Annotated in this window: 23 protein-coding genes and 1 pseudogene; 13 read left to right on the forward strand and 11 right to left on the reverse strand. The window is 68.6% G+C overall.

Annotated features, from left to right (window positions below; all coding sequences use genetic code 11):
* Positions 1–5: 5 nt before the first annotated feature.
* Positions 6–1,253: an ROK family protein gene (locus ACM6LU_RS35675; RefSeq protein ID WP_414942336.1), complete on the forward strand. Its 1,248-nt coding sequence runs from the start codon at positions 6–8 to the stop codon at positions 1,251–1,253.
* 175 nt (positions 1,254–1,428) lie between these two features.
* A pseudogene (locus ACM6LU_RS35680) lies at positions 1,429–1,563 on the forward strand (1,3-beta-glucanase); the annotation flags it as partial.
* A 64-nt stretch (positions 1,564–1,627) separates the two neighbouring features.
* Here the strand turns inward: ACM6LU_RS35680 and ACM6LU_RS35685 are convergent.
* Positions 1,628–2,275: a GntR family transcriptional regulator gene (locus tag ACM6LU_RS35685; protein ID WP_414942337.1), complete on the reverse strand. Its 648-nt coding sequence runs from the start codon at positions 2,273–2,275 to the stop codon at positions 1,628–1,630.
* 182 nt (positions 2,276–2,457) lie between these two features.
* Between ACM6LU_RS35685 and ACM6LU_RS35690 the strand changes: the two genes are divergently transcribed.
* Genes ACM6LU_RS35690 through ACM6LU_RS35710 form a run of 5 tightly spaced genes read left to right on the forward strand, consistent with a single transcriptional unit; the run spans position 2,458 to position 6,755 of the window.
* A complete protein-coding gene (locus ACM6LU_RS35690) occupies positions 2,458–3,702 on the forward strand; it encodes an MFS transporter (protein ID WP_414942270.1) in 1,245 nt (414 codons plus the stop codon).
* 26 nt (positions 3,703–3,728) lie between these two features.
* The gene (locus tag ACM6LU_RS35695; protein WP_414942271.1) at positions 3,729–4,523 is read left to right on the forward strand and encodes a putative hydro-lyase; all 795 of its coding nucleotides are present in this window, start codon (positions 3,729–3,731) and stop codon (positions 4,521–4,523) included.
* The gene (locus tag ACM6LU_RS35700; protein ID WP_414942272.1) at positions 4,523–5,281 is read left to right on the forward strand and encodes a LamB/YcsF family protein; all 759 of its coding nucleotides are present in this window, start codon (positions 4,523–4,525) and stop codon (positions 5,279–5,281) included. The genes ACM6LU_RS35695 and ACM6LU_RS35700 overlap by 1 nt, the downstream gene beginning before the upstream one ends.
* Positions 5,281–5,898, forward strand: coding sequence for a 5-oxoprolinase subunit B family protein (locus ACM6LU_RS35705; RefSeq protein WP_414942338.1), 618 nt, complete (start codon positions 5,281–5,283; stop codon positions 5,896–5,898). The genes ACM6LU_RS35700 and ACM6LU_RS35705 overlap by 1 nt, the downstream gene beginning before the upstream one ends.
* The gene (locus ACM6LU_RS35710) at positions 5,895–6,755 is read left to right on the forward strand and encodes a biotin-dependent carboxyltransferase family protein (protein WP_414942273.1); all 861 of its coding nucleotides are present in this window, start codon (positions 5,895–5,897) and stop codon (positions 6,753–6,755) included. Before ACM6LU_RS35705 ends, ACM6LU_RS35710 begins: the two co-directional genes overlap by 4 nt.
* A gap of 213 nt (positions 6,756–6,968) precedes the next feature.
* Here the strand turns inward: ACM6LU_RS35710 and ACM6LU_RS35715 are convergent, their stop codons facing one another.
* The 7 genes from ACM6LU_RS35715 to ACM6LU_RS35745 form a co-directional block, all read right to left on the reverse strand.
* Positions 6,969–7,604 (reverse strand): alpha-ketoglutarate-dependent dioxygenase AlkB family protein, encoded by a 636-nt coding sequence (locus tag ACM6LU_RS35715; protein WP_414942274.1) that lies wholly within the window; start codon positions 7,602–7,604, stop codon positions 6,969–6,971.
* Positions 7,592–7,729, reverse strand: coding sequence for a hypothetical protein (locus tag ACM6LU_RS35720; protein WP_414942275.1), 138 nt, complete (start codon positions 7,727–7,729; stop codon positions 7,592–7,594). The genes ACM6LU_RS35715 and ACM6LU_RS35720 overlap by 13 nt, the downstream gene beginning before the upstream one ends.
* A gap of 86 nt (positions 7,730–7,815) precedes the next feature.
* Positions 7,816–8,874 (reverse strand): alcohol dehydrogenase catalytic domain-containing protein, encoded by a 1,059-nt coding sequence (locus tag ACM6LU_RS35725; protein WP_414942276.1) that lies wholly within the window; start codon positions 8,872–8,874, stop codon positions 7,816–7,818.
* A gap of 9 nt (positions 8,875–8,883) precedes the next feature.
* Positions 8,884–9,264, reverse strand: a complete 381-nt coding sequence (locus ACM6LU_RS35730) for a transcriptional regulator (RefSeq protein WP_414942339.1) — start codon at positions 9,262–9,264, stop codon at positions 8,884–8,886.
* A gap of 187 nt (positions 9,265–9,451) precedes the next feature.
* Positions 9,452–10,135, reverse strand: a complete 684-nt coding sequence (locus tag ACM6LU_RS35735) for a metal-dependent transcriptional regulator (RefSeq protein ID WP_414942277.1) — start codon at positions 10,133–10,135, stop codon at positions 9,452–9,454.
* A 36-nt stretch (positions 10,136–10,171) separates the two neighbouring features.
* Complete coding sequence (locus ACM6LU_RS35740; RefSeq protein ID WP_414942278.1) at positions 10,172–10,621, reverse strand: GNAT family N-acetyltransferase; 450 nt, start codon at positions 10,619–10,621, stop codon at positions 10,172–10,174.
* A gap of 5 nt (positions 10,622–10,626) precedes the next feature.
* Positions 10,627–12,255, reverse strand: coding sequence for an amidohydrolase (locus ACM6LU_RS35745; RefSeq protein ID WP_414942279.1), 1,629 nt, complete (start codon positions 12,253–12,255; stop codon positions 10,627–10,629).
* A gap of 47 nt (positions 12,256–12,302) precedes the next feature.
* Here ACM6LU_RS35745 and ACM6LU_RS35750 point away from each other — a divergent pair, with 47 nt between their 5' ends.
* From ACM6LU_RS35750 to ACM6LU_RS35765, 4 genes are read left to right on the forward strand one after another with little or no spacing between them, the layout of a single operon-like run.
* Positions 12,303–13,046, forward strand: coding sequence for an enoyl-CoA hydratase/isomerase family protein (locus tag ACM6LU_RS35750; protein ID WP_414942280.1), 744 nt, complete (start codon positions 12,303–12,305; stop codon positions 13,044–13,046).
* Positions 13,043–14,587 carry an ATP-dependent acyl-CoA ligase gene (locus ACM6LU_RS35755; protein ID WP_414942281.1) on the forward strand — a complete coding sequence of 515 codons (1,545 nt, stop codon included), beginning with the start codon at positions 13,043–13,045 and terminating at the stop codon, positions 14,585–14,587. Before ACM6LU_RS35750 ends, ACM6LU_RS35755 begins: the two co-directional genes overlap by 4 nt.
* Positions 14,584–15,219, forward strand: a complete 636-nt coding sequence (locus ACM6LU_RS35760; protein WP_414942282.1) for a TetR/AcrR family transcriptional regulator — start codon at positions 14,584–14,586, stop codon at positions 15,217–15,219. The genes ACM6LU_RS35755 and ACM6LU_RS35760 overlap by 4 nt, the downstream gene beginning before the upstream one ends.
* 58 nt (positions 15,220–15,277) lie before the next feature.
* Positions 15,278–15,607, forward strand: a complete 330-nt coding sequence (locus ACM6LU_RS35765) for a hypothetical protein (RefSeq protein WP_414942283.1) — start codon at positions 15,278–15,280, stop codon at positions 15,605–15,607.
* A 162-nt stretch (positions 15,608–15,769) separates the two neighbouring features.
* Here the strand turns inward: ACM6LU_RS35765 and ACM6LU_RS35770 are convergent, their stop codons facing one another.
* Positions 15,770–16,939, reverse strand: coding sequence for an acyl-CoA dehydrogenase family protein (locus tag ACM6LU_RS35770; RefSeq protein WP_414942284.1), 1,170 nt, complete (start codon positions 16,937–16,939; stop codon positions 15,770–15,772).
* Positions 16,940–17,065: 126 nt separating this feature from the next.
* Between ACM6LU_RS35770 and ACM6LU_RS35775 the strand changes: the two genes are divergently transcribed.
* Together ACM6LU_RS35775 and ACM6LU_RS35780 are read left to right on the forward strand one after the other, a co-directional pair.
* Entirely contained in the window at positions 17,066–18,406 is a 1,341-nt protein-coding gene (locus ACM6LU_RS35775; RefSeq protein WP_414942285.1) for a cation:dicarboxylate symporter family transporter, read from the forward strand.
* Positions 18,403–19,092 (forward strand): 4'-phosphopantetheinyl transferase family protein, encoded by a 690-nt coding sequence (locus ACM6LU_RS35780; protein WP_414942286.1) that lies wholly within the window; start codon positions 18,403–18,405, stop codon positions 19,090–19,092. The genes ACM6LU_RS35775 and ACM6LU_RS35780 overlap by 4 nt, the downstream gene beginning before the upstream one ends.
* Positions 19,093–19,168: 76 nt before the next feature.
* Here the strand turns inward: ACM6LU_RS35780 and ACM6LU_RS35785 are convergent, their stop codons facing one another.
* On the reverse strand, positions 19,169–20,308 hold the full coding sequence (locus ACM6LU_RS35785; RefSeq protein WP_414942287.1) for an isochorismate synthase: 1,140 nt from the start codon (positions 20,306–20,308) through the stop codon (positions 19,169–19,171).
* Between the two features lie 107 nt (positions 20,309–20,415).
* Entirely contained in the window at positions 20,416–20,727 is a 312-nt protein-coding gene (mihF, locus tag ACM6LU_RS35790; protein ID WP_005155963.1) for an integration host factor, actinobacterial type, read from the reverse strand.
* Between the last annotated feature and the right edge of the window lie 430 nt (positions 20,728–21,157).

Genomic DNA, 21,157 nt, shown 5'->3' on the forward strand with positions numbered 1-21,157 from the left:
ACAAGATGGGTATCCGCATGCCTGCCAAGCGCACCACCGTCCGTGACCTGCGGCGGCACAACCGTTCCCTCCTGCTGTCGAAACTCTACTTCGACGGCCCGCTCAGCCGCCACGAATTGAGCGGTCTGACCGGGTTGAGCGCCGCGACCGTCAGCAACGTGACCGCCGAACTCGGCGAAGAACGCCTCATCACCGAAGCCGGGCTGGTCGAGTCCGACGGCGGCAGGCCACGCGTCCTGCTCCGCGTCGACCCGGCATACGGCCATGTCGCCGGCGTCGACATCGGCGAGACCGGGGTCAAGGTCGAACTGTTCGACCTCACCATGAACCGGCTCGCCACCGTCGAACACCCCCTCGCCTCCCCGCGACCCGACGCGGCCGCGGCCGTCACCCAGGTGGCGTCCGGAATCCGGGAAGTGATCAACGAAGCGGGGATCGACGAAGCGACCGTGCTCGGTGTCGGCGTCGGCGTTCCCGGCACCGTCGAACAGGGCGCGGCGCTCCGCGTGCACGCGCCCACCATCGGCTGGAAGGAAGTCCCGCTGACCGATCTTCTGCGCGCGGAGGGCGTCGAGCTGCCGTTGTTCGTCGACAACGGCGCGAAAACCCAAGGCCAGGGGGAAATGTGGTTCGGCGCCGGTCGCGGTGCCCGGCACGCGGTGATCGTGCTGATCGGGTCCGGGGTCGGCGCGGCCGTGGTCACCGACGGCACCACCTACCGGGGCTCCACCAGCAGCGCGGGCGAATGGGGTCATACGACGATCGTCTACGGCGGACAGGAATGCCGCTGCGGATCGCGTGGCTGCCTGGAGTCCTACGTCGGCGCGGAGGGTGTCCTCGCGCGCTATCGCAAGGCGCGCGGCGGGAAACCCACCACGGGTGAAGACGAGCAGACGCAGTTCGCCGTCCTGCTGGAGTCGGCGGGCAAGTCCAAGGCGGCGGCCAAAGTACTGGAAGAGACCGCGGGCTACCTCGGCGCCGGGATCGGCAACCTGATCAACCTGTTCAACCCGGAGCGGATCGTGCTGGGCGGCTGGGCCGGGCTCGCGCTCGGCGAGGAGTACCTGCCCGAGATCCGGCGCGTGGCTGGTGAGCACGCGCTCGCGCACGTGTTCGACCAGACCGAGATCGACCTCGGGCGGCTCGGGCCGGACGCGGTCGCCATAGGAGCCGCCACTCTCCCCGTCGCTGCCCTGCTGGACCAGGGCGCGGACCTACGGACTGCCGGATCGAAGCGGGGCACGGCCGCTTGACCCTAAATTCGAGGTCGAAAAATACGTGCCTGAACATCTTGTCGCAGTGGTAAGACCATGCGTATTTTGTTGCCAGCGCAACAAAATAGTTCCGACGTGCGCCTTCTCCTCGCCCGCGTCCCCAACGGTCAGAGAGGCGACAACGATGTCCATCTCCTCCCGGTTCCGCCGGGCTGCGGCGCTCGACGGCCAGGGCAATCTGGTCATCACCGCGAAGAAGGAGAACCCCGGCAACTACAACCGCTGGTACGGGCGCTGCGAGTACACCTCGGCCCGACTGCCCACTCAAGGTCAGTTCACCCAGACCTACGCGTTTAGTCCTCTAGTTGCGGTAGTTCGTACTCAGAACTACCGCAACTAGAGGACTAAACGCGTCAGGGGGTGCGTTCGGCGTAGGCCTCGACGAGCTGGTTTTCGGCGTCGGTGAGGTACTGCGCGAGGAGCGCTTCGGCGCCGAGGCCGTCGCCGGCCTCGATGCGCTCGAGGATCTCCGCGTTGCGCTTGAGGTACGGCTCGTGGAAGCGCCGCGGGTCGGCCATCATGTGGAACACCAGCCGGAGTTCGGCGAAGATGCCGCGCATCAGCTCGTCGATCCGTTCGCTGCCACCGAGTTCCGCGATCGCCGAGTGGAACCGGATGTTCGCGGTGCCGAGGTCCTGCCAGCGCTCACCCCGCTCGGCGAGCTTGCCGTCCTCGACCATGCGCGCGAGCTTCTCGAACGTCGATGGCTTTTCCGTCACCGCCCGCACCGCCGAGCATTCGACGACTTTGCGCACCTTGTAGAGGTCGACGACGTCCTCGACGGACAGCACCCGCACGAAGACGCCGCGGTTGAGTTCGTGGGTCAGCAACCGTTCGTGCGTGAGCAGCCGGAAGGCCTCACGCAGCGTGTTACGGGAGACGCCGAGCGCCGAGCCGATGTCGTGTTCCGACAGCCGGACGCCGGGCAGGAAGAAGCCTTCGGCGATCCGCGTGCGCAAGACGCCCGCGACACGCTCGGCGGTACTGGTGCGGCTGATCATGCCCCGATCGGCTTCGAGTCCTTGCATTGCGACGGGACCACCCTCCGCGATCGTCACACGACTAACCCTATCCAGGTACAAGAGGACAAGCCAAGCATCCTCTTGTGGAATTGTTGAACAATACTTACAGTGCTTACCCATGTGACCCGTGCCACGATGAGAATCACCCTCTGGAGGTGCCGATGAACGCGACAGCCACTACCGAGGACACCCACCCCTTCGCCTGGTTCCGCACGCTCGGTTCGCGAGGCCGCCGGGCCTTCGTCGGCGCGTTCGGCGGGTACGGGCTCGACTCGTTCGACTACCAGACGCTGCCGCTGGGCCTGGCCGCGATCACCGCGTACTACGGCCTTTCCGGCGGCGAAGCCGGCCTGCTCGGCACGACGACGCTGGTGGTCTCGGCTATCGGTGGCATCGGCGCGGGCATCCTGGCAGACCGCATCGGCCGCGTGCGCACCCTCCAGATCACCATCGCGATGTACACGATCTTCACCGTGCTCTGCGGGTTCGCGCCGAACTTCGAAACGCTGCTGATCTTCCGCGCCCTGCAAGGCCTCGGCTTCGGTGGTGAGTGGGCCGCGGGTGCCGCGCTGGTGGCGGAGTATTCGCAGGCGCGTTACCGCGGCCGGACGGTCGCCTTCGTACAGAGTGCCTGGGCGGTCGGCTGGGCGCTGTCGGTCGTCGTCTACACGGTCGTCTTCAGTATCTGGAGCCCGGACATCGCGTGGCGCGTCATGTTCTGGACCGGCGTCATCCCCGCGCTGCTGGTGCTGTGGGTCCGCCGCAACGTCCAGGACGCGCCCGTCGCGGAGGCCGCCCGGACCGCGAAGAAGGAACGTGGCTCGCTGGCGGGCATCTTCAAGCCGGACCTGCTGCGCACGACGTTGTTCGCCGCCCTGCTCGCCACCGGTGTCCAGGGCGGTTACTACACGCTCGCGACCTGGCTGCCGAGCTATCTGAAGACCACGCGCGGCCTCACCGTGATCGGGACCGGCGGTTATCTCGCGTTCCTGATCTCCGGCGCGTTCATCGGGTACGTCACCGGCGGGTATCTCACGGATCTCTTGGGGCGCAAGAAGACGTTCTTGCTGTTCTCGGTCTTGTCGGCGGGCCTCATCATCGCCTACACCCAGATCCCGGCGGGCGCGAACACCCTCGTGCTGTTCCTCGGCTTCCCGCTCGGGTTCTCGATGTCCGCGATCTTCAGCGGTTTCGGCGCGTTCCTCGCCGAGCTGTACCCGTCGGCGTTGCGCGGGACCGGACAGGGCTTCACCTACAACCTCGGCCGGGCCATCGGCGCGACCTTCCCCGCCGTGGTCGGTTTCCTCGGCGCGGGCGGCGCGATGGTGTTCGGCGCGGTCGGCTACGGCATCGCCATCCTGGCACTGCTCGGCCTGCCCGAGACTCGCGGCCGCGAACTCCGGTGACGACGATCGGAGGAGGAGGTACCGCGATGACCACCTTTGACGAACCGGCGACGATGTCCCCTGGCGAGGCCCGCGCCCTGTTCCGCGCTGGCGCCGAAAAGCCGACCACCGGCTGGGCGAACGGCTTCACCCAGACCAACCTCATCGCCGTCCCCGAAGACTGGGCCTACGACGTCCTGTTGTTCTGCCAGCGGAACCCTCGGCCCTGCCCGGTGCTCGACGTCAGCGATCCCGGCGACCCGTCGACGCGGCTGGCGCCCGGCGCGGATCTGCGCACCGACCTGCCGCGCTATCGCGTCTGGCAGAACGGCGCGCTGTCCGGTGAGATCTCGGACGCGAGCGGATTGTGGCGCAGCGACATGGTCGCGTTCTCGATCGGCTGCAGCTTCACCTTCGAATCGGCGATGGCCGTGGCGGGGATCCCGCTGCGGCACGTCGACCAGGGCCGCAACGTGGCGATGTACGGGACGAACCGCGAGTGTGTCCCAGCTGGGCGGCTGCACGGGCCGATGGTGGTCTCGATGCGGCAGATCCCCGAAGATCGCGTCGACGACGCTGTGCGCATCACCCGTGGGATGCCCGATGTGCACGGTGCGCCCGTGCACATCGGGGACCCGGCCGCGCTCGGCATCGCGGATCTCGCCCGCCCCGATTTCGGGGACCCGGTCGACGCGGAACCCGGTGACGTGCCGGTGTTCTGGGCGTGCGGTGTGACCCCGCAAGCGGCGCTCATGGCCTCGCGGCCGCCGTTCGCGATCACGCACGCGCCGGGCTACATGTTCGTGACCGACAAGCTCGACAGTGAGTTCAGGGTGGCTTGATGGATCTCAACAGTGACCTCGGCGAAGGTTTCGGCGCCTGGAAAATGGGCGACGACGACGCCATGCTCGACATCGTCACCAGCGCGAACGTCGCGTGCGGTTTCCACGCCGGTGACCCGTCGGTGATGCGGCGCGTCTGCGAACGCGCGGCGATGCGGGGCGTCGTCATCGGTGCCCACGTCGCCTACCGCGATCTGGCGGGCTTCGGGCGGCGGGCGATGGACGTCGCCCCGGCCGACCTGACCGACGACGTGCTCTACCAGATCGGCGCGCTCGACGCGTTCGCCAGGGCGGCGGGGACACGGGTGCGGTACGTCAAACCGCACGGGGCGTTGTACAACACCGCTTCCGTCGATCCGGAGCAGGCGGCCGCGGTCGTCGAGGGAATCCGGCGGTTCCATCCCGCGCTCGCGTTGCTGTGCCCGCCGAACTCGGAAATGGCCAAGCAGGCGGAAAAGGCCGGATTCCCCGCGTACGCCGAAGCCTTCGCGGATCGCGCGTACACGCCGGAAGGTCTTCTGGTCTCACGGAAACTGCCGGGCGCCGTGCTCCACGACGCCGACGCGGTGGCCGAACGGGCGGTCGCGATGGCGACCACCGGCAAGGTCGTCGCCGACGACGGGACCGAGCTGAGCCTCCAGCCGCATTCGCTCTGCGTGCACGGCGACACGCCCGGAGCCGTCGAACTGGCGCGACGGATCCGCGCGGGGCTCGACGCGTCAGGTGTCCACATCGGACCGTTCATCGAGGCCGCGTGATGCGAGTGCTGCGCTATGGGGCACGTGCGGCCATGGTCGACTTCGACGATCCGTCGGAGGTGCTCGGGCTGCACGCGTCACTGGATCGGGATCCGCCGGACGGCGTCGTCGAACTGGTCCCGGCCGCGCGGACCCTGCTCATCCGGTTCGACCCCGGCCGGACACACCACGACCGGCTCGCCGGCGACGTCCTCGATCGGTCCACAGTGGACGTCGCGCCGCGCGAAGCCGCCGAGATCGTAGTGCCGGTGCGCTACGACGGTCCGGACCTGGCCGACGTCGCGGCCGCCGCCGGAATGTCGGCGGAGGCGGTCGTCCGGCGGCACGAGGACGGCACGTATGTCTCGGCGTTCTGTGGCTTCGCGCCGGGTTTCGCGTATTTGACCGGACTCGACCCCGCCCTGCGCCTGCCGCGCCGGACGAGCCCGCGCACCAGGGTGCCCGCCGGATCGGTCGCGATCGCGGGCGAGTACACGGCGGTGTACCCGAACGCCTCGCCCGGTGGATGGCGGCTGATCGGACGGACCACGCTGCCGGTCTGGGACGTCGAGCGGGAGCCGCCGAACCTGCTGACGCCGGGTACGCGGATCAGGTTCTCTTCAGCGGTTCTCCGATGACCTCGAAGATCGAAGTCGTCCGCCCGGGGATCTTCGCCACCGTGCAGGATCTCGGACGCCCCGGCCTGGCCGCGATCGGCGTCGGCCGGTCCGGCGCCGCCGACCGCGGTTCACTTCGGCTGGCGAACCGGCTGGTCGGGAACCCCGAGGGCAACGCGGCCCTGGAGGCGGTTCTCGGCGGCCTCGTACTGCGGTTCTCGGCGCCGGCCACTGTCGCCGTCACCGGCGCGACCTGCTCGATCACCGCCGGCGGGCGGGCCGCCGGCCCTGACTCGCCGGTCTTTCTGCGGGCGGGCGAAGACCTCGTGCTCGGCACGGCTTCTCGGGGATTGCGTTGCTATGTCGCCGTGCGCGGCGGCATCGACGTCCTGCCGGTGCTGGGCGCCCGGGCGACCGACACCCTCGGCGAACTGGGGCCGCCAGTGTTGTCGGCCGGGATGACCTTGCCGGTGGGACATCGGGTGCTGGCCCATCCCGGTGTCGATCTCGCACCCCGCCCTTCGCTGCCCGGGGAACCGGTCCTGCGGGTTTCCCCTGGACCGCGACTCGACTGGTTCACCGCCGGGGCACTGTCCACTTTGGTCGGTTCGCCGTTCGTGGCCACCTCCGATGTCGATCGGGTGGGCGTGCGGCTCGAGGGCCCTCTGTTGTCACGAGCGCGTGATGGCGAGCTGCCGCCCGAGGCCACCGTGCCCGGTGCGTTGCAGATCCCTCCTTCGGGGCAGCCGATCCTGTTCCTGGCCGACCATCCGGTGACCGGGGGCTATCCGGTGATCGCGGTGGTGGACGAGGCCGACTTGGATCTGGCCGCACAGCTTCGGCCGGGACAGCGGGTGCGGTTCACCCTTGAGTGGTAAGTCGCGCTAGGCCGAGGGTGCCCTAGGTACCTACCGCGGTGCGCCGATGGCGGTTTCGCGTGACCAGCGGGATAACACGCGTGATTGAATGGACGACACGACCAGCCCGGCACAAGAAACTCGTGAGTGGCAAGGACGGTCATCGAGAGGCAAGGCGACAGTGTCGTGTTCGGGCGCGGTGCCGATGCCGGACCGCACCCCTCACTGGGTGGATCACGAGGAGCCCAGCCCCGAAACCCGCAAAGTGATGTTCAACCGCCCCACCAACCCCAGCTCCGGGTCGGCACTGCCCGGTAGCACCCGCGGCACCCCGTGAAAAGCCAGCCGCGACTCCCCGCCGAACACGAACAGATCCCCCGACCGCAGATCCACATCCGTATACGGCCGCCCGCGATCCGACGTGTTCCCGAACCGGAAGACACACGCGTCCCCCAGGCTCAGTGACACGACGGGTTTTAGCGAGGCCTCGTCCTTGTCCTGGTGCATCCCCATCTTCGCGGCGGAGTCGTAGAAGTTCACCAGCGCGATGTCGGGGTCATACGAAGACGAAGAAGACCCGTAGGCATCAAGAACGGCCCGTCGCCCGAGATCGCCCAGCCAGGAAGGAAACGGGAGCACCGGGGAGCCGTCGTCGGTCACTCGCGAATACCGGTACGGGTACCAGTGCCATCCGAGACAGACCGTCCGCACGGACATCACGCCACCGTTCGGCAACCGCGTCTGACGGTAACCACGCCATCCACGACAGGCTTCGACCAGACGGCGTTGCGCGTCGAGGTCGAGCCAGCCGGGGACGTGCACGGCATCGGGTGCGACTTCGTTCCGGGGTCGGGGGATCAGCGCGTCCACACGTCGAGTTTGCCAGGGCGCGCGCCGATGAGCCGGTGGCCCCGCACCAGGACGCCTGCCGCGGCGAACCGGCTCAGCAGGCGCTGGAAGAACCGCGGCTGAGACGGAGCGTCCTTGATTGTCACAGCGAGAAAACCTGCCACAAGGAGCCGTGCGAAGCCACCCATCGGACTACTCCGATCGGCCGGTTGACCACCCTGCGTTTACCCGGTCACAGACCGAATTCGACCACCGTCACGCCCGCCCGCGCGGGCACCGGGTCGTTCATCTCCGCCAGCACCGCGGGGACGTCGTCGAGGCCGACGCGCCTGCCGATCATGCCCGCGAGATCGATCCCGGCGGTTTCCACCACCCGCAGCATCTCGGGGTACTCGTGCGCCTGCAGCCCGTGGATGCCGACGATCTCCAGTTCCCCGCCGATCACCCGGTGCATCGGGATCGGCGCGATGCCCCGCGCGGGCGGCATCAGGCCGGCCTGGACATGCCGTCCCCGCTTCCGGAGGCCGCCGATCGAGGCCGCGCAGGTGGCGGGTGAGCCGAGGCAGTCGAGCGAGACGTGCGCGCCGCCGCCGGTCAGGTCGCGGACGTGCGCGGCGACGGCCTCGTGGCCGTCGAACGCGGACGGGTCGACGGCCAAGGCGGCGCCCATCCGCGCGGCCAGCGCCCTGGCCGGAGGAGACGGGTCGACGGCGACGACCGAAGCACCGGCCGCGACGGCCAGCAGGATCGCCGAGACGCCGACGCCACCACAGCCGTGGACCGCGACCCACTGACCGGGCCGCACGCCGCCCTGGCGCAGCACCGCCCGGAACGCCGTCCCGAACCGGCAGCCCAGCGCCGCCGCCTCGGCCGAGGACAGCGAGTCCGGCAGCGCCACGAGGTTGACCTCGGCGTTTTCGATGGCGACGTACTCCGCGAACGAGCCCCAGTGGGTCGCTCCCGGCTGGAACTCCCGGTCGCAGATCTGCTGGTCACCGGCCGCGCACTGGGCACAGGTGCCGCAGGCGCAGACGAACGGCACCGTCACCCGGTCCCCCGCCGACCAGCCTCGGACGCCCTCACCGAGCGCCGTGATCCGGCCGGCGAGTTCGTGCCCGGCGACGTGCGGCAGTTTCACCGACGTGTCGTGACCCTGCCAGGAATGCCAGTCGCTGCGGCACACCCCGGTCGCGTCGACGGCGATCACCACCCCGCCCGGCGCGGCCACCGGATCCGGCACCTCGTGTACCTCGGGCAGCACCCCGAACTCCTCGAAGACGACCGCCCGCACCGACTCTCCCTACGTCTCCCGGCCTCGCTGCGTCACCAGGCCCTCGCCGGGCACCGTACACCGGGCCGCCCGGCCGCGTGGCGGTCCCAAAAGCCGTGACAGTGACGCCGACGGCAGCCCGAGGACCTCCTCGAGATTCTTGAGCACCAGCAGGGATTCCGGCCGTTCGGGACGGCACCGCCCGGACTGCCAATGGCTCAGCGTCGCGAGACTGACCGAGCACCCCCGCCCTCGCAGCCGATACCGGATCCGGTCGAGACCGAGACCCCTCGCCCTGATCGCCGCCCTGAGGGCGTCCGCGAACGGCCCGTTCTCCAGCAGCCGCCTGAGTTCACGTCCTTCCGCTACCCCCCGGTCGATGGTGTGTGTCCGCTGACCGGTCATTGTCATCGCCTTCGCACGCTCGCTAGCCACCCGGAACAGCGCAGCCTAGGCGGGCGAACACATGATCGGAAGGGCCTTGGATCACCTATCCACCCGGCAGGTGGGTGACGTGTCCGAGCGCCGAATTATGCAGGGACGTAGGGAAAATTCCCACCTGGCGTCCCTGGCGAAATGTGTCCACAGTGGACATAGGTCAGCGCAGCGCGACCGACAGCGCCTGTGCGATCTCCTTGCCGATCGCGTGCGTCGCCGCGTCCGGTGGCGAGCCGACCTTGACCACCATCGGACCGCCGAACGGCTGGCGTTCGACGACCTCGATCCGCTCGCCGAGGTTGATGGCGTGCTCGGTGAGATACCGCAGAAGTTCCGGGTCGGTGTCCCAGACGCGGACGATCTCGCCGACCGCGCCGGGCGGGAGGTCGTCGAGGATACGCATCGGCATCTCCTCGACGCTGCCGTCGGGGGCGGGGATGGGGTCGCCGTGCGGGTCGCGCACCGGGTTGCCGAGCTTCGCCGCGATGCGTTCGACGAGCCTGTCCGACACCGCGTGTTCGAGCGCGTCGGCCTCGGCGTGCACCTCGTCCCAGGTGTAGCCGAGTTCGGACACCAGGTAGGTCTCGATCAGCCGGTGACGGCGGAGCACCGAGCGGGCGAGCTGCCTGCCTTCGGTGGTCAGCTCGATCCCGCGGTACGGGACGTGCGCGACCAGCCCCAGCTGGGACAGCTTGGTGACCATGCCGGACGCCGACGACGGGCTGACCTCCAGCCGCCCGGCCAGCGACGTGTTGGTGACGGCCTCACCGCGTTCCACCAGCCCGTAGATCACCCGGACGTAGTCCTCGACGGACGACGACCTGCGATTTGCCCCTTCACCCATGGGTGCGAGTTTACGGCTTGCCGCCTGGTCGCGGGCTCACCCCGCGTGCGGCCGCCAGCGGTACCGGATCCAGCCGGGGACCTGCTCGGCGCCCAGCTGGGCGTAGAACGCCTCACCCTTCTCGTTGCCCTCCTGCATCTCCCATTCGACCCGGCCCGGCGTCCGTGCGGCCAGCTCGTCGAGCAGCTCCCGTCCGAGGCCGAACCGCCGATGCGCAGGGCGCACGAAGAGGTCGTCGAGCCAGATCCCGGGCTTGGCCTCCCAGGTGGAGAAGTTCCAGCTGCAGAAGGCGAAACCCGCGACCTCACCCGGCTCACCCGGCGGGGTGGCGAGGAGCACCCAGGCCTTCGGAGCGGGCCCGAAGAGGAACCCGGCCAGCTCCTGGCGGTCCAGCTTCAGATCATGTTTGTCCTCGTAGACCGCGTGCTCCTCGATGAGCGCGCAGATCTCCTCGATGTCGTCCGCGACGGCGTCCCGTACCGGCATCAGTGTCAGCTCCGTTCGTAGACGAGGTCGCCGCCGACGGCGGTGGCGACGACGTGGACCGAATCCAAAGTGGACTCGTCGGTGGGGTCGGCCGAGAGGACGGCGAAGTCCGCGAGCTTGCCGGGCAGCAGCGTGCCCAGGTCCTTCTCGGCGAAGGCGGCATAGGCGGAGCCGTAGGTGTAGGCGTGCAACGCCTCGGCCGGGGTAAGCCGTTCCTCGGGGCCGAGGACGACGCCCGACGCGGTCTTCCGCCGCACCATGTCGGCCAGCGCGAGCAGTGGGGCGCCTTCGACGACCGGGCGGTCCGAGCTGGCGGGGAGGACGCAACCCGCGTCGAGCAGGCTCTTGAGCCGGTAGCACCATGGCTCGCGTTCCGGGCCGAGCGCGGCGCGCATCCCGTCGCCGATCTCGTTGACGAACCGGCCCTGCGGTGAGGCGATCAGCCCCAGCGACGCCAGCCGCTCCAGCTCCTCGGGCCTCAGCACCGCGCAGTGCTCGATGCGGTGCCGGTGATCGGGCCGAGGATCCGCCTTCAGCGCGGCTTCGTAGGCGTCGAGGACGACGGTGATCGCGCGGTCGCCGATGGCGTGCGTCGCGATCTGCCAGCCCGCCCGGTGCGCGGCGGCGATCGTCCGCGCGATCTCGTCCTCGGGCACCTGGAAGTAGCCGACGTTGTCCGGTTCCCCGGCGAACGGCTCGTGCATCGCGCAGGTCCGGCCGATCAGCGAGCCGTCGGCGAACAGCTTCATCGCGCCGATCCGCAGCCATTCGTCGCCGAAGCCGGTGCGCAGGCCAAGGTCGAGTCCGTACAGCGCTGATGGCTCCTCGGCGGGAAAGCGTGCCTCGGAGCGCGCCCCCGCGTCCAGCTCGTGCAGCACACTCGCCGCGACCATCACCGTGCTCCGCACCCGCAGCACCCCTCGATCACGCGCCAGCTGGTACGCGGCGAGTTCGGCGGGGGTCTCCCCCACGAGACCCCCGCCGATCCCGGCTTCCTGGACGCTCGTGATCCCCTCGGAGAGGTATCGCGCGCTCGCCCGGTCCAGCCCGCGCACGACGGTCTCCACCGGTGTCGGGTAGGTCAGCGGCCGCAGCATCAGCTGGGCCTGTTCCCGCAGCAGCCCGGTCGGCGAACCGTCCTCGTCGCGGACGACGTCACCACCCACCGGGACGTTGGCGAGGTCCAGCCGTTCCAGCACCGCGGAATTGACCACGGTCATATGCCCGGACGTGTGCTTGAGCCGCACGAGGTGTCCGGGAGCGGCGCGATCGAGCCCCTGCCTCGTCGGATGGCCGCCCACGAGCTTGTTCTGGTCGTAGCCGCTGCCGATGATCCAGCCGCCCGGCGGCGTGTCGGCCGCGCGCCGTGCGACGGCGTCGTACACCTCGTCCACGCTGCGGCAAGCCGACAGCGCGACGTCGTCGAGAGCCATGCCGAACCAGGCCATGTGGTTGTGCGCGTCGTGGAAACCGGGCACCACCACCGAACCACCGAGATCGACCCGGCGCTTTGCGGAAAGCGCGGAAGCATCCGCGCCGATAGCGACGATTCGCCCGTTCAGCACTGCCAAAGCATCGGATTCCGCAACTCCGGTGAGGAACCGGGCGTTCTCGTAGACCGTGTCGACCCGCATGGATTCGACCCTATCGATCGATCGATCGGTCGTCTAGGCTCCGCGTCATGAGCACCGTGGACTACGCACTCGACGACGGCATCTGCGTGATCTGGCTGAACCGCCCGGCACGGCTCAACGCGGTGGTCACCGAACTGGTCGACGACCTGTTGGAAGCACTCGACGCGGCCGCGCACTCGGACGCGCGGGCGGTCGTGCTGGCAGGCCGGGGACGCGCGTTCTGCGCCGGGCACGACCTCAAAGAGCCCACCCCGGAAGGTGATTCACGCCCGCGACTCGACCGGCTACAAGACGTCACCCGCCGCCTTCGCGGCCTCCGTCAGCCCGTCATCGCCGCGGTCCACGGATACGCGATCGGCGCGGGGGCCGAGTTCGCGATGGGCTGCGACCTGATCCTCGCCGCCGACGACGCGGTGTTCGCCTTCCCCGAGGTCTCGCTCGGCCTGAGCGTCACGGGTGCGGCTTCGCGGCTGCTGCCACTGCTGGTCGGCCCGCTGAAGGCCAAGGAACTGCTGCTGCTCGGCGAGCGGGTGAGTGGCGCCAAGGCGCACGAACTCGGCCTGGTCAACGCCGTCCTGCCCGCCGACGACCTGATGGACACCGCGCTCGACTGGGCGGCCAGGATCGCCGCCCATCCGGCCGCCGCGGCCACGATGGCCAAACGCGCCCTCGATTCCGGCCTCGACAGTTCGCTCGACGCCGCGCTCGAACTCGAAGTCAGCCACGCGCTGATCACCGAGCACTCCGCGGCCGTCCTCGCGTCGGCCGAGGCGTTCCGGAGCCGGACATGACCTCGCTCGCCGGGATCGACACCCTCCTCGGGCTGACCGGCCGGGCCGCCGTGCTCTGGCCGGACAAGACGGCGTGGATCTTCGACTCCACCGGCGAACGCTTCACCTTCGCCGACGTCGACGCGCGCAGCACGGAGTTCGCCCGCGCACTGCTGGACCTCGGCGTGAAGCCGGGTGACAGGGTCGCGGTGATGCTGCGCAACCAGCCCGAATTCCCGTTGCTGTGGCTGGCCTTGGCCAAGATTGGCGGGGTACTCGTCCCGGTCAACACCGGGTACCGCGAATTCGACGGCGCCCACGTCCTCCGGCATTCCGGCGCCCGGTTCGCCGTCGCGGCCGAGGAATTCCTGGAGCTGGTGAACAAGATCGCGGCCGAGACCACGCTCGAACGCGTGCTTACCCCCGGTGAACTCACCGATCCCGGCGGCGACCCGGCCTTCACGAGCGAAGGCGAACGCCCGGTCAACATCCAGTACACGTCGGGGACCACGGGCGCACCCAAGGGTTGCGTACTGCCGAACCGGTATTGGACGACACTGGCGATCAGCCTGGCCACGGACTTCCCCATGGTCGGCGCGGACGACGTCGTCCTGACCGCGCAACCGTTCCACTACATCGATCCACAGTGGAACGTGGCGCTGGGGCTCGCGGGCGGCGCGACGCTGGTGGTGCTCGACCGCTTCCACCCGTCCACGTTCTGGGAGAAGGTCCGCGAACACGGCGTCACCTGGTTCTACTGCCTCGGCCTGATGCCGACGCTCCTGCTTCGCCAGCCGGAGAGCGAACTGGACAAGGCTCACCAGGTCCGCGCGATCTGCGCTTCGGCCATCCCGCGCGACCTGCACGCCACGCTCGAAGCGCGCTGGGACACGCCGTGGTACGAGGCCTTCGGCATGACCGAAACCGGCGGCGACATCCGGATGTACCCGGCGGATCACGAGGAGACGATCGGCACCGGCTGTCTCGGCAGGCCCGCGCCCACCCGCGAGGTGATGATCGCGGACGCGGCCGGGAAACCACTGCCGCGCGGGAAAACCGGTGAGCTGCTGATCCGCGGGGTCGGGCTGATGCACGGCTATCACGACGACGTCGAAGCGACAAGGCGCGCGTTCGACGGCGGCTGGTTCCACACCGGCGATCTGGCCACAATGGACGACGAGGGCCGCGTGTACTACGTGGGCCGCACCAAGGACATGATCCGCCGCAGCGGCGAGAACATCTCAGCCGACGAGGTCGAGCGGGCCTTACAGCTGCATCCGGCGGTCAAACTCGCCGCCGTCATCGCGGTGCCGGACGAGATCCGCGGCGAGGAGGTCAAGGCGTACCTCGTCCTCGACGAAAACGAGGGACATCAGTGCGAACCGGCCGAACTGGCCGAGTTCTGCTCGGCGAAACTGGCCTACTTCAAGGTTCCCCGGTTCTGGACGTTCACGGTGGACCTGCCGATGACGCCGTCGGAACGGGTCGCCAAGGGCGAGCTGAAGAAGGCCGAAGACCTGCGTGCCGGATCGTGGGACAGGACCACCGGGACCTGGCTGTGAACACCCGCGAAAGAGTCCGCCAGGCCGCGGTGAAACTGTTCGCCACCAAAGGTTTCCACGGTACCGGCATCCGGGATCTCGCCCAAGAGGCGGAGCTGTCCTCCGCCAGCCTGTACCACTACATGGGCACCAAAGAGGATCTGCTGGTGGCCATCATGAACGAGTCGCTGCGGCGGCTGCTCGACGCGGCTGAACAGGCGACCGCCGGGTTGCCCGATCCCGTGTCGCGACTCGGATCCCTGGTGGCACTGCACGTACTGGCGCACGCCATCCAGCCGGATGACACCCGCGTGGTCGACAACGAGGTCCACGCGCTCACCCCCGCCGCCAGGGCCGAAGTGGTGGCGCTGCGCGATGCCTACGAAAGACTGTGGGCCGACGCCATCGAAGACGGCGTCGCGGCAGGTGTCTTCCACACCGACCAGCCTTCGGTCACCCGGCTCGCACTGGTGGAGATGTGCAGCGGGGTCGCGCGCTGGTATTCACCGCGCGGGCCGCTCACCCTGGACCAGCTGGCCTCGCATTACGCGGAACTGGCGCTGCGGGCGTTAGGCTGTGCCAGACCGCTGGAGCCCACCCACCTGCAAAACTGCCGTGAAGTGGTCTCGGGAGTGTGGCGAGTGCCCGTTTAGCGGCGACTCATACCCGGTACGCCTTGCTCAGACGGCTTGTCTGGGGGACGCTCGAAGGGTGACTGAGCAAACGATCCAACTCGAACTGGACGACTCGGGTCTCTCGCCGGCGTTGCCGATGCCTTCGAACCCCCGTGATCAGGTGCAGGACGTCCCCTACCGCCCGGTGGGATTCCGCGACGACGACCTGCCCACGGCCCTCGAACGGTGCGCGACATGGCTACGCCAGGCTCAGGAGTGGCTCGGGGAACCGGTCGATGTGCTGGCCGTCCATCTCGACTACGACGACCGCAAGGGTTCGCCGTATTATGACGTGAAACTTCTCTGCAACGAGGAGGACCTGGCCGGGGTCCCGATCGCGATGCGGACCCAGAAGGACGACGACTAGCCTGCCGATGTACTGAACGGGACTTTCCTCACGCCCTGTCACCTGGCGTGGGAGAGTCGGCCGAGAGGTCCGTGAAGGCCTCCTTCCCTACTTTGAGAATAAGGAAGGAGGCCTTCACTGCGTCGCCACCCGGTTGGGGAGTGATCGTTCTGGCAGGGCGCTTCAGCCCAGGGTGCCGCCCACCTTGACGTGCCCCTTCAGCAGGTTGCGCGCGATGGTCCGGCGCTGGATCTCGTCGGTGCCCTCGTAGATCCGCAGCAGCCGCAGTTCGCGGTACCACCGCTCGACCGGCAGTTCCCGCGTGTAGCCCATTCCGCCGTGGATCTGCAAAACGCGGTCGACGATCTCGTTCGCTTTCACCCCGCCGTACAGCTTCGCCATCGACTGCGCGTGCCGCGAGTCCAGCTTCTGGTCGACCTGCCAGGCGGCGTGCAGCACCAGCCAGCGCAACGCCTCCAGTTCGGTGCCGGAGTCCGCGATCATCCACTGGATCGCCTGGCGCTCGGCGATCTTCTGCCCGAACGTCTCCCGCGTGTTGGCGTGCTCGATGGCCATCGAGATCAGCCGTTCGCAGGAGCCGATCGCGCGGGCGGGCAGCAGGTAGCGGCCGGCGCCGATCCACTGCATGGCCAGGTCGAAACCGTGGCCGAGTTCACCGAGGATCTGCGTCTCCGGCACGCGGACGTCCTCGAAGACCAGCGCCGCCGGGCCCCATTCACCCATGGTGTCGATGTATTCGGACTTCCAGCCCGCGTCGCGATCGACGAGGAAGCAGGTGACGCCGCCGTTCGCCCCCTTCTCGGGGTCGGTGATCGCGAAGACCAGCACGAAGTCGGCCTCGTTGCCACCGGTGATGAAGGTCTTCTCGCCGTTGATGACCCAGTCGGTGCCGTCCTTGCGGGCGGACGTCCGGATGGCCTTGGCGTCCGAGCCAGCGCCGGGTTCGGTGATCGCGAAACACGACTTGCGTTCGCCCGAGATCGTCGGGAGCAGATAGCGCTCCTTCTGCTCGTCGTTGGCGTAGTAGAGGATGTTGTCCGCGGCGCCGCCGAAGCGGAACGGCACGAACGTGCGGCCGAGTTCGGCCTCCAGCAACGCGGTCATCACCGCGGACAGGCCCATGCCGCCGTACTCCTCGGGCGTCTGCACGCCCCAGAAGCCGGACTCCTTGGCCTTCAGCTGGAGTTCGCGCAGTTCCTCGCCGGTGAGGCCCGGCTGACCGGCGCGTTCGCGGCGCAGCACCTCCTGCTCACGCGGCATCAGGTCGCGCTGGACGAACGTGCGGACCCAGTCGCGCACCTCGCGTTCCTCGACGCTCAGAGAGAAATCCATGGTCGGCCCGCTCCTGTTCGGCATTGACTAAGCGCTCGCTTAGTTCAGCGTACCGCTTCGGTTGTCGTTCGCCGAGAAGTTGTCATAAGTTTTCGCGACCTGTTCTCTTCTCGTCGAAGGGCACCCATGAGCACGGAACAACCCGCGGCGAAGCGGGACCGCACCCATTACCTCTACATCGCCGTCATCGCCGCGGTGGTGCTCGGCATCGCGGTCGGCATCCTGTTCCCCCAGGTCGGCAAGGAACTGAAGCCGCTCGGGACCGGATTCGTGAATCTGATCAAGATGATGATCTCGCCGATCATCTTCTGCACGATCGCGCTGGGCGTCGGCTCGGTGGCGAAGGCCGCGAAGGTCGGCCGCGTCGGCGGGCTCGCGCTCGGCTACTTCCTGGTGATGTCGACGGTCGCGCTGGTCATCGGCCTGGTCATCGGCAACATCCTGCAGCCCGGCTCCGGCCTGCATCTGACCCCGGAGATCGCCGAAAAGGGCCAGGGCCAGATCGCCAAGAGCGAGGGCACCGTCGAGTTCCTGCTCGGGATCATCCCGGAAACGCTGGTCTCGGCGTTCACCGAGGGCGAGGTGCTCCAGACGCTGCTGGTCGCGCTGCTCACCGGGTTCGCGCTGCAGAAACTGGGCACGAAGGGCGAGCCGATCCGGCGCGGTATCGAGCACATCCAGCGGCTCGTGTTCCGGATCCTCGCGATGATCATGTGGGCGGCCCCGGTCGGCGCGTTCGGCGCCATCGCCGCCGTCGTCGGCGAGACCGGCTGGAAGGCACTGCAGAGCCTCGCGGTGATCATGCTCGGCTTCTACATCACCTGCGCGCTGTTCGTTTTCGTGGTGCTCGGGCTGATCCTCGGCCTGCTGGCCAGGGTCAACATCTTCAAGCTGCTGAAATACCTCGGCCGCGAGTTCCTCCTGATCTTGTCGACATCGTCGTCGGAATCGGCGCTGCCGCGGCTGATCGCGAAGATGGAACACGCCGGGGTGTCGAAACCGGTCGTCGGCATCACCGTGCCGACCGGATACTCGTTCAACCTCGACGGCACCGCGATCTACCTGACGATGGCGTCCATCTTCATCGCGGACGCGCTCGACAAACCGCTGGCCATCGGCGAGCAGATCTCGCTGCTGGTGTTCATGATCATCGCGTCCAAGGGTGCGGCGGGCGTCACCGGTGCCGGGCTCGCGACGCTGGCGGGCGGTCTCCAGTCGCACCGGCCGGAACTGGTGGACGGCGTCGGGTTCATCGTCGGCATCGACCGGTTCATGTCCGAGGCCCGCGCGCTGACGAACTTCGCGGGCAACGCCGTCGCGACCGTGCTGATCGGCACCTGGACCAAGGAGATCGACCGCGAGCAGCTGGACCGGACCCTGAACGGCCGATCACCGTTCGACGAAGCGACGCTTCTCGACGAACATCCGAGTGAAGCCGGGGCGGAATCGGGTAAGAAGGAGATGTGATCGAATGTGCGGTCCGCTGGTCCCCGCCCCTGCCCGCTGAACCCCGGTTCCTGGCTTTGCTCGACGAGCTCGAGCAGGGCCGGTACGCCAACTACCGCCAGGACATCGACAAACGCCGGTTCCTGACCGGCCGAGTGCTGGCGAAGACCGTCGCCGCCGAACGGCTCGGCCTGGCCGTCGAGGACGTGAGCTTCGACGCGACCTGCGACGACTGCGGCAAACCGCACGGCCGTCCCAGGGTGCCCGGCGCGGCGCTGATGCTGTCGATCTCGCATTCCGGCGACCTCATCGGCGTCGCGGCCACCAGCGGGACCCCGGTCGGGCTCGACGTCGAGACCGCCGGCAGGCGAGCCGATGATTCGCTCATCGAGTACGCGCTGAGCCCGCCGGAGCAGGCCGCGATCGCCGGCCTGCTCGACGAGCAGCGCGCGACGGCGTTCTTCACGTACTGGACGCGCAAGGAAGCAGTCATGAAGGCCACCGGGAAGGGCCTCAAGATCCCGTTGCAGAGCATCACGTTCTCCGGGTACGACGAGGAGGCGCGGCTGGTCCGGTCGGGCAACGCGGCCCTCGACCCCGCACGGACGCGGCTCGCCGACCTGAAGGCGACCGAGGGCTACCGGGCCGCCGTCGCACTGCTGACGGCGGACGAAATCTCGGTCACCGAAGACTTCGCGACCCTCTGACCCCCACGCGATTAGTCCTCTAGTTGCGGTAGTTGCGCGTGCAAGTACCGCAACTAGAGGACTAATCGCGTGGGGGTTAGATCTCCAGGCCCATGGCGGCCAGCAGGGTGCGGAACTTCGCCGACGTCTCGTCCAGCTCGGTCCGGGGGTCGGAAGCGGGCACGATGCCGCCGCCGGCGTACAGCCGCATGGAGGTGTCGGCGATCTCCGCGCACCGGATCCCGACGGCCCATTCACCGTCTCCGGCCGCGTCGACCCAGCCGACGGCACCCGCATAGTACGCGCGGTCGAACGGCTCGAGTTCCTGGACCAGCGAGCGCGCGGCGTCGGTCGGCGTACCGCAGACGGCGGGCGTCGGGTGCAGCGCGGCGGCGAGGTCCAGCGCGGTGACGTCCTGGTCGATCAGCTCGCCGGTGACGGTCGTCGAGAGGTGCCAGATCGCCGGAGTCGTGACCAGTTCGGGGCCGCGAACGTCGAGGGCACGGCAGAACGGCCGGAGGATCTCGACGACGGACTCCACCACCACGGCGTGTTCGAGGTGGTCCTTTTCGGACGCCAGCAGTGCCTGACCGTTCGCCTTGTCGATCGCCGGGTCCGCCGACCGGGGCATCGACCCGGCATGCGGCCTGGACACGACCGAACCACCGGTGCGGGACAGCAGGAGTTCGGGAGTGGCGCCGACCAGCGTGCGCCCGCCGGGCAACTGCGCGGCGTAGGTGGTGTGCCGGGGGTTCCCGTTCGCGAGGTTCCGGACGACGTCGGCGACCGGGACGGCCTCAGCGAAGCCGAGATCGAGCGCACGGGCCAGAACCACTTTGCGCAGGTCACGGTCGCTCAGTGCGGCGACGGCCGCGCGGACGGCGGCGAGATGCGCCTCCGGTTCGGGCACGGGAGTGACCTTCACCGGCCCCGGAAGCGCGGTGCGCGGCGGAACGGCCGCGTGATCGGCCGACGCGCGGTGCACCGTACGAGGCAGAACCAGGTGGCTCGGCGTCGAGGTGGTGTCGAAGGGCAGCACTCCGACCGCGATCGGAGCACCCGAGTCGGTGAACAGCCCCGGGAGTGCCCGGGACAACCGCGCCGGATCGGTGTCGGTCGCGGTGGCCGCGGCCCCGCTCGCGAGGAGCGCGTGCCGAGCCGTGGCCAGGAGGAAGTCTCCCCGCTCGTAGCGGGCGGCCAGGTCTGCCGGGGTCGCTGGTGCGGTACTGGTCGTCACCCCACCAGCGTCCCAGGCTCCGGCTGAGACCAGGGGAAGGTGTCGCCCTGGCGACAGCCTCTCGGGCGACACCTTCCCCTGGTCAGCCCGTGACCTGGGCGGAAGCGTTACTTCAGCGCCTCGAGGAGGGCCTCGCGCTGCCGCTCACCCAGGCCGGCGGCGCGCCGGTCCGGGTCGATGCCGGCCTGCTCCAGCAGGGCGGCGACCTTGACCGCGCCCAGACCGGGGACGGCCTTCAGCAGCTGCGTGACCTTCGTCTTGCCGATGGTCTTGTTCTCCTTGGCCTGCTTGAGCACCTTGTCGATGCTCTCCTTGCCGGACTTGATCGACGCAAGCAGCTCGGAGCGCGCCTTGCGAGCCTCAGCCGCCTTGGCGAGGGCATCGGCGCGCTGCTCCGGAGTCAACGTGGGCAGAGCCAACGTAGTAGTCCTTTCATCTCAGGTCTCCGCTTTCGCGGCCGACGGCCTTTACCCATGCTTGCGAGAGCAAGCGCTGGCCAGCCGTCTCTGTACCACGGCCCCAGTAAACGCCACCCGTTCCGCGACCGTGAAACCGACACGCACTTATTACCCCTCGACCACGTCATGGGCAACCGCCCCAGCCTGCGGAAACACGCCTTTCGGGCGGTGTTTCGATGGCGTTCATCACCCTTATGAGCGATACCTCGACTTCGCACTGTTAGCCATTTTTCGTTTCATGGTAGGAAAAATACGAATTATTGACGATCTTGACCCGAACCGGCGGACACCCGATAGCGCGACACTGTGACCGAACGGTTGCCCGCGACGTTACTGACCAGTTCACCCCAGCCGGATTAGAGTCGACCCAACCCCAGTTCACCGGCGACCG

It is taken from the genome of Amycolatopsis sp. cmx-11-51 (assembly GCF_047608665.1).
Taxonomy (GTDB): Bacteria; Actinomycetota; Actinomycetes; order Mycobacteriales; family Pseudonocardiaceae; genus Amycolatopsis.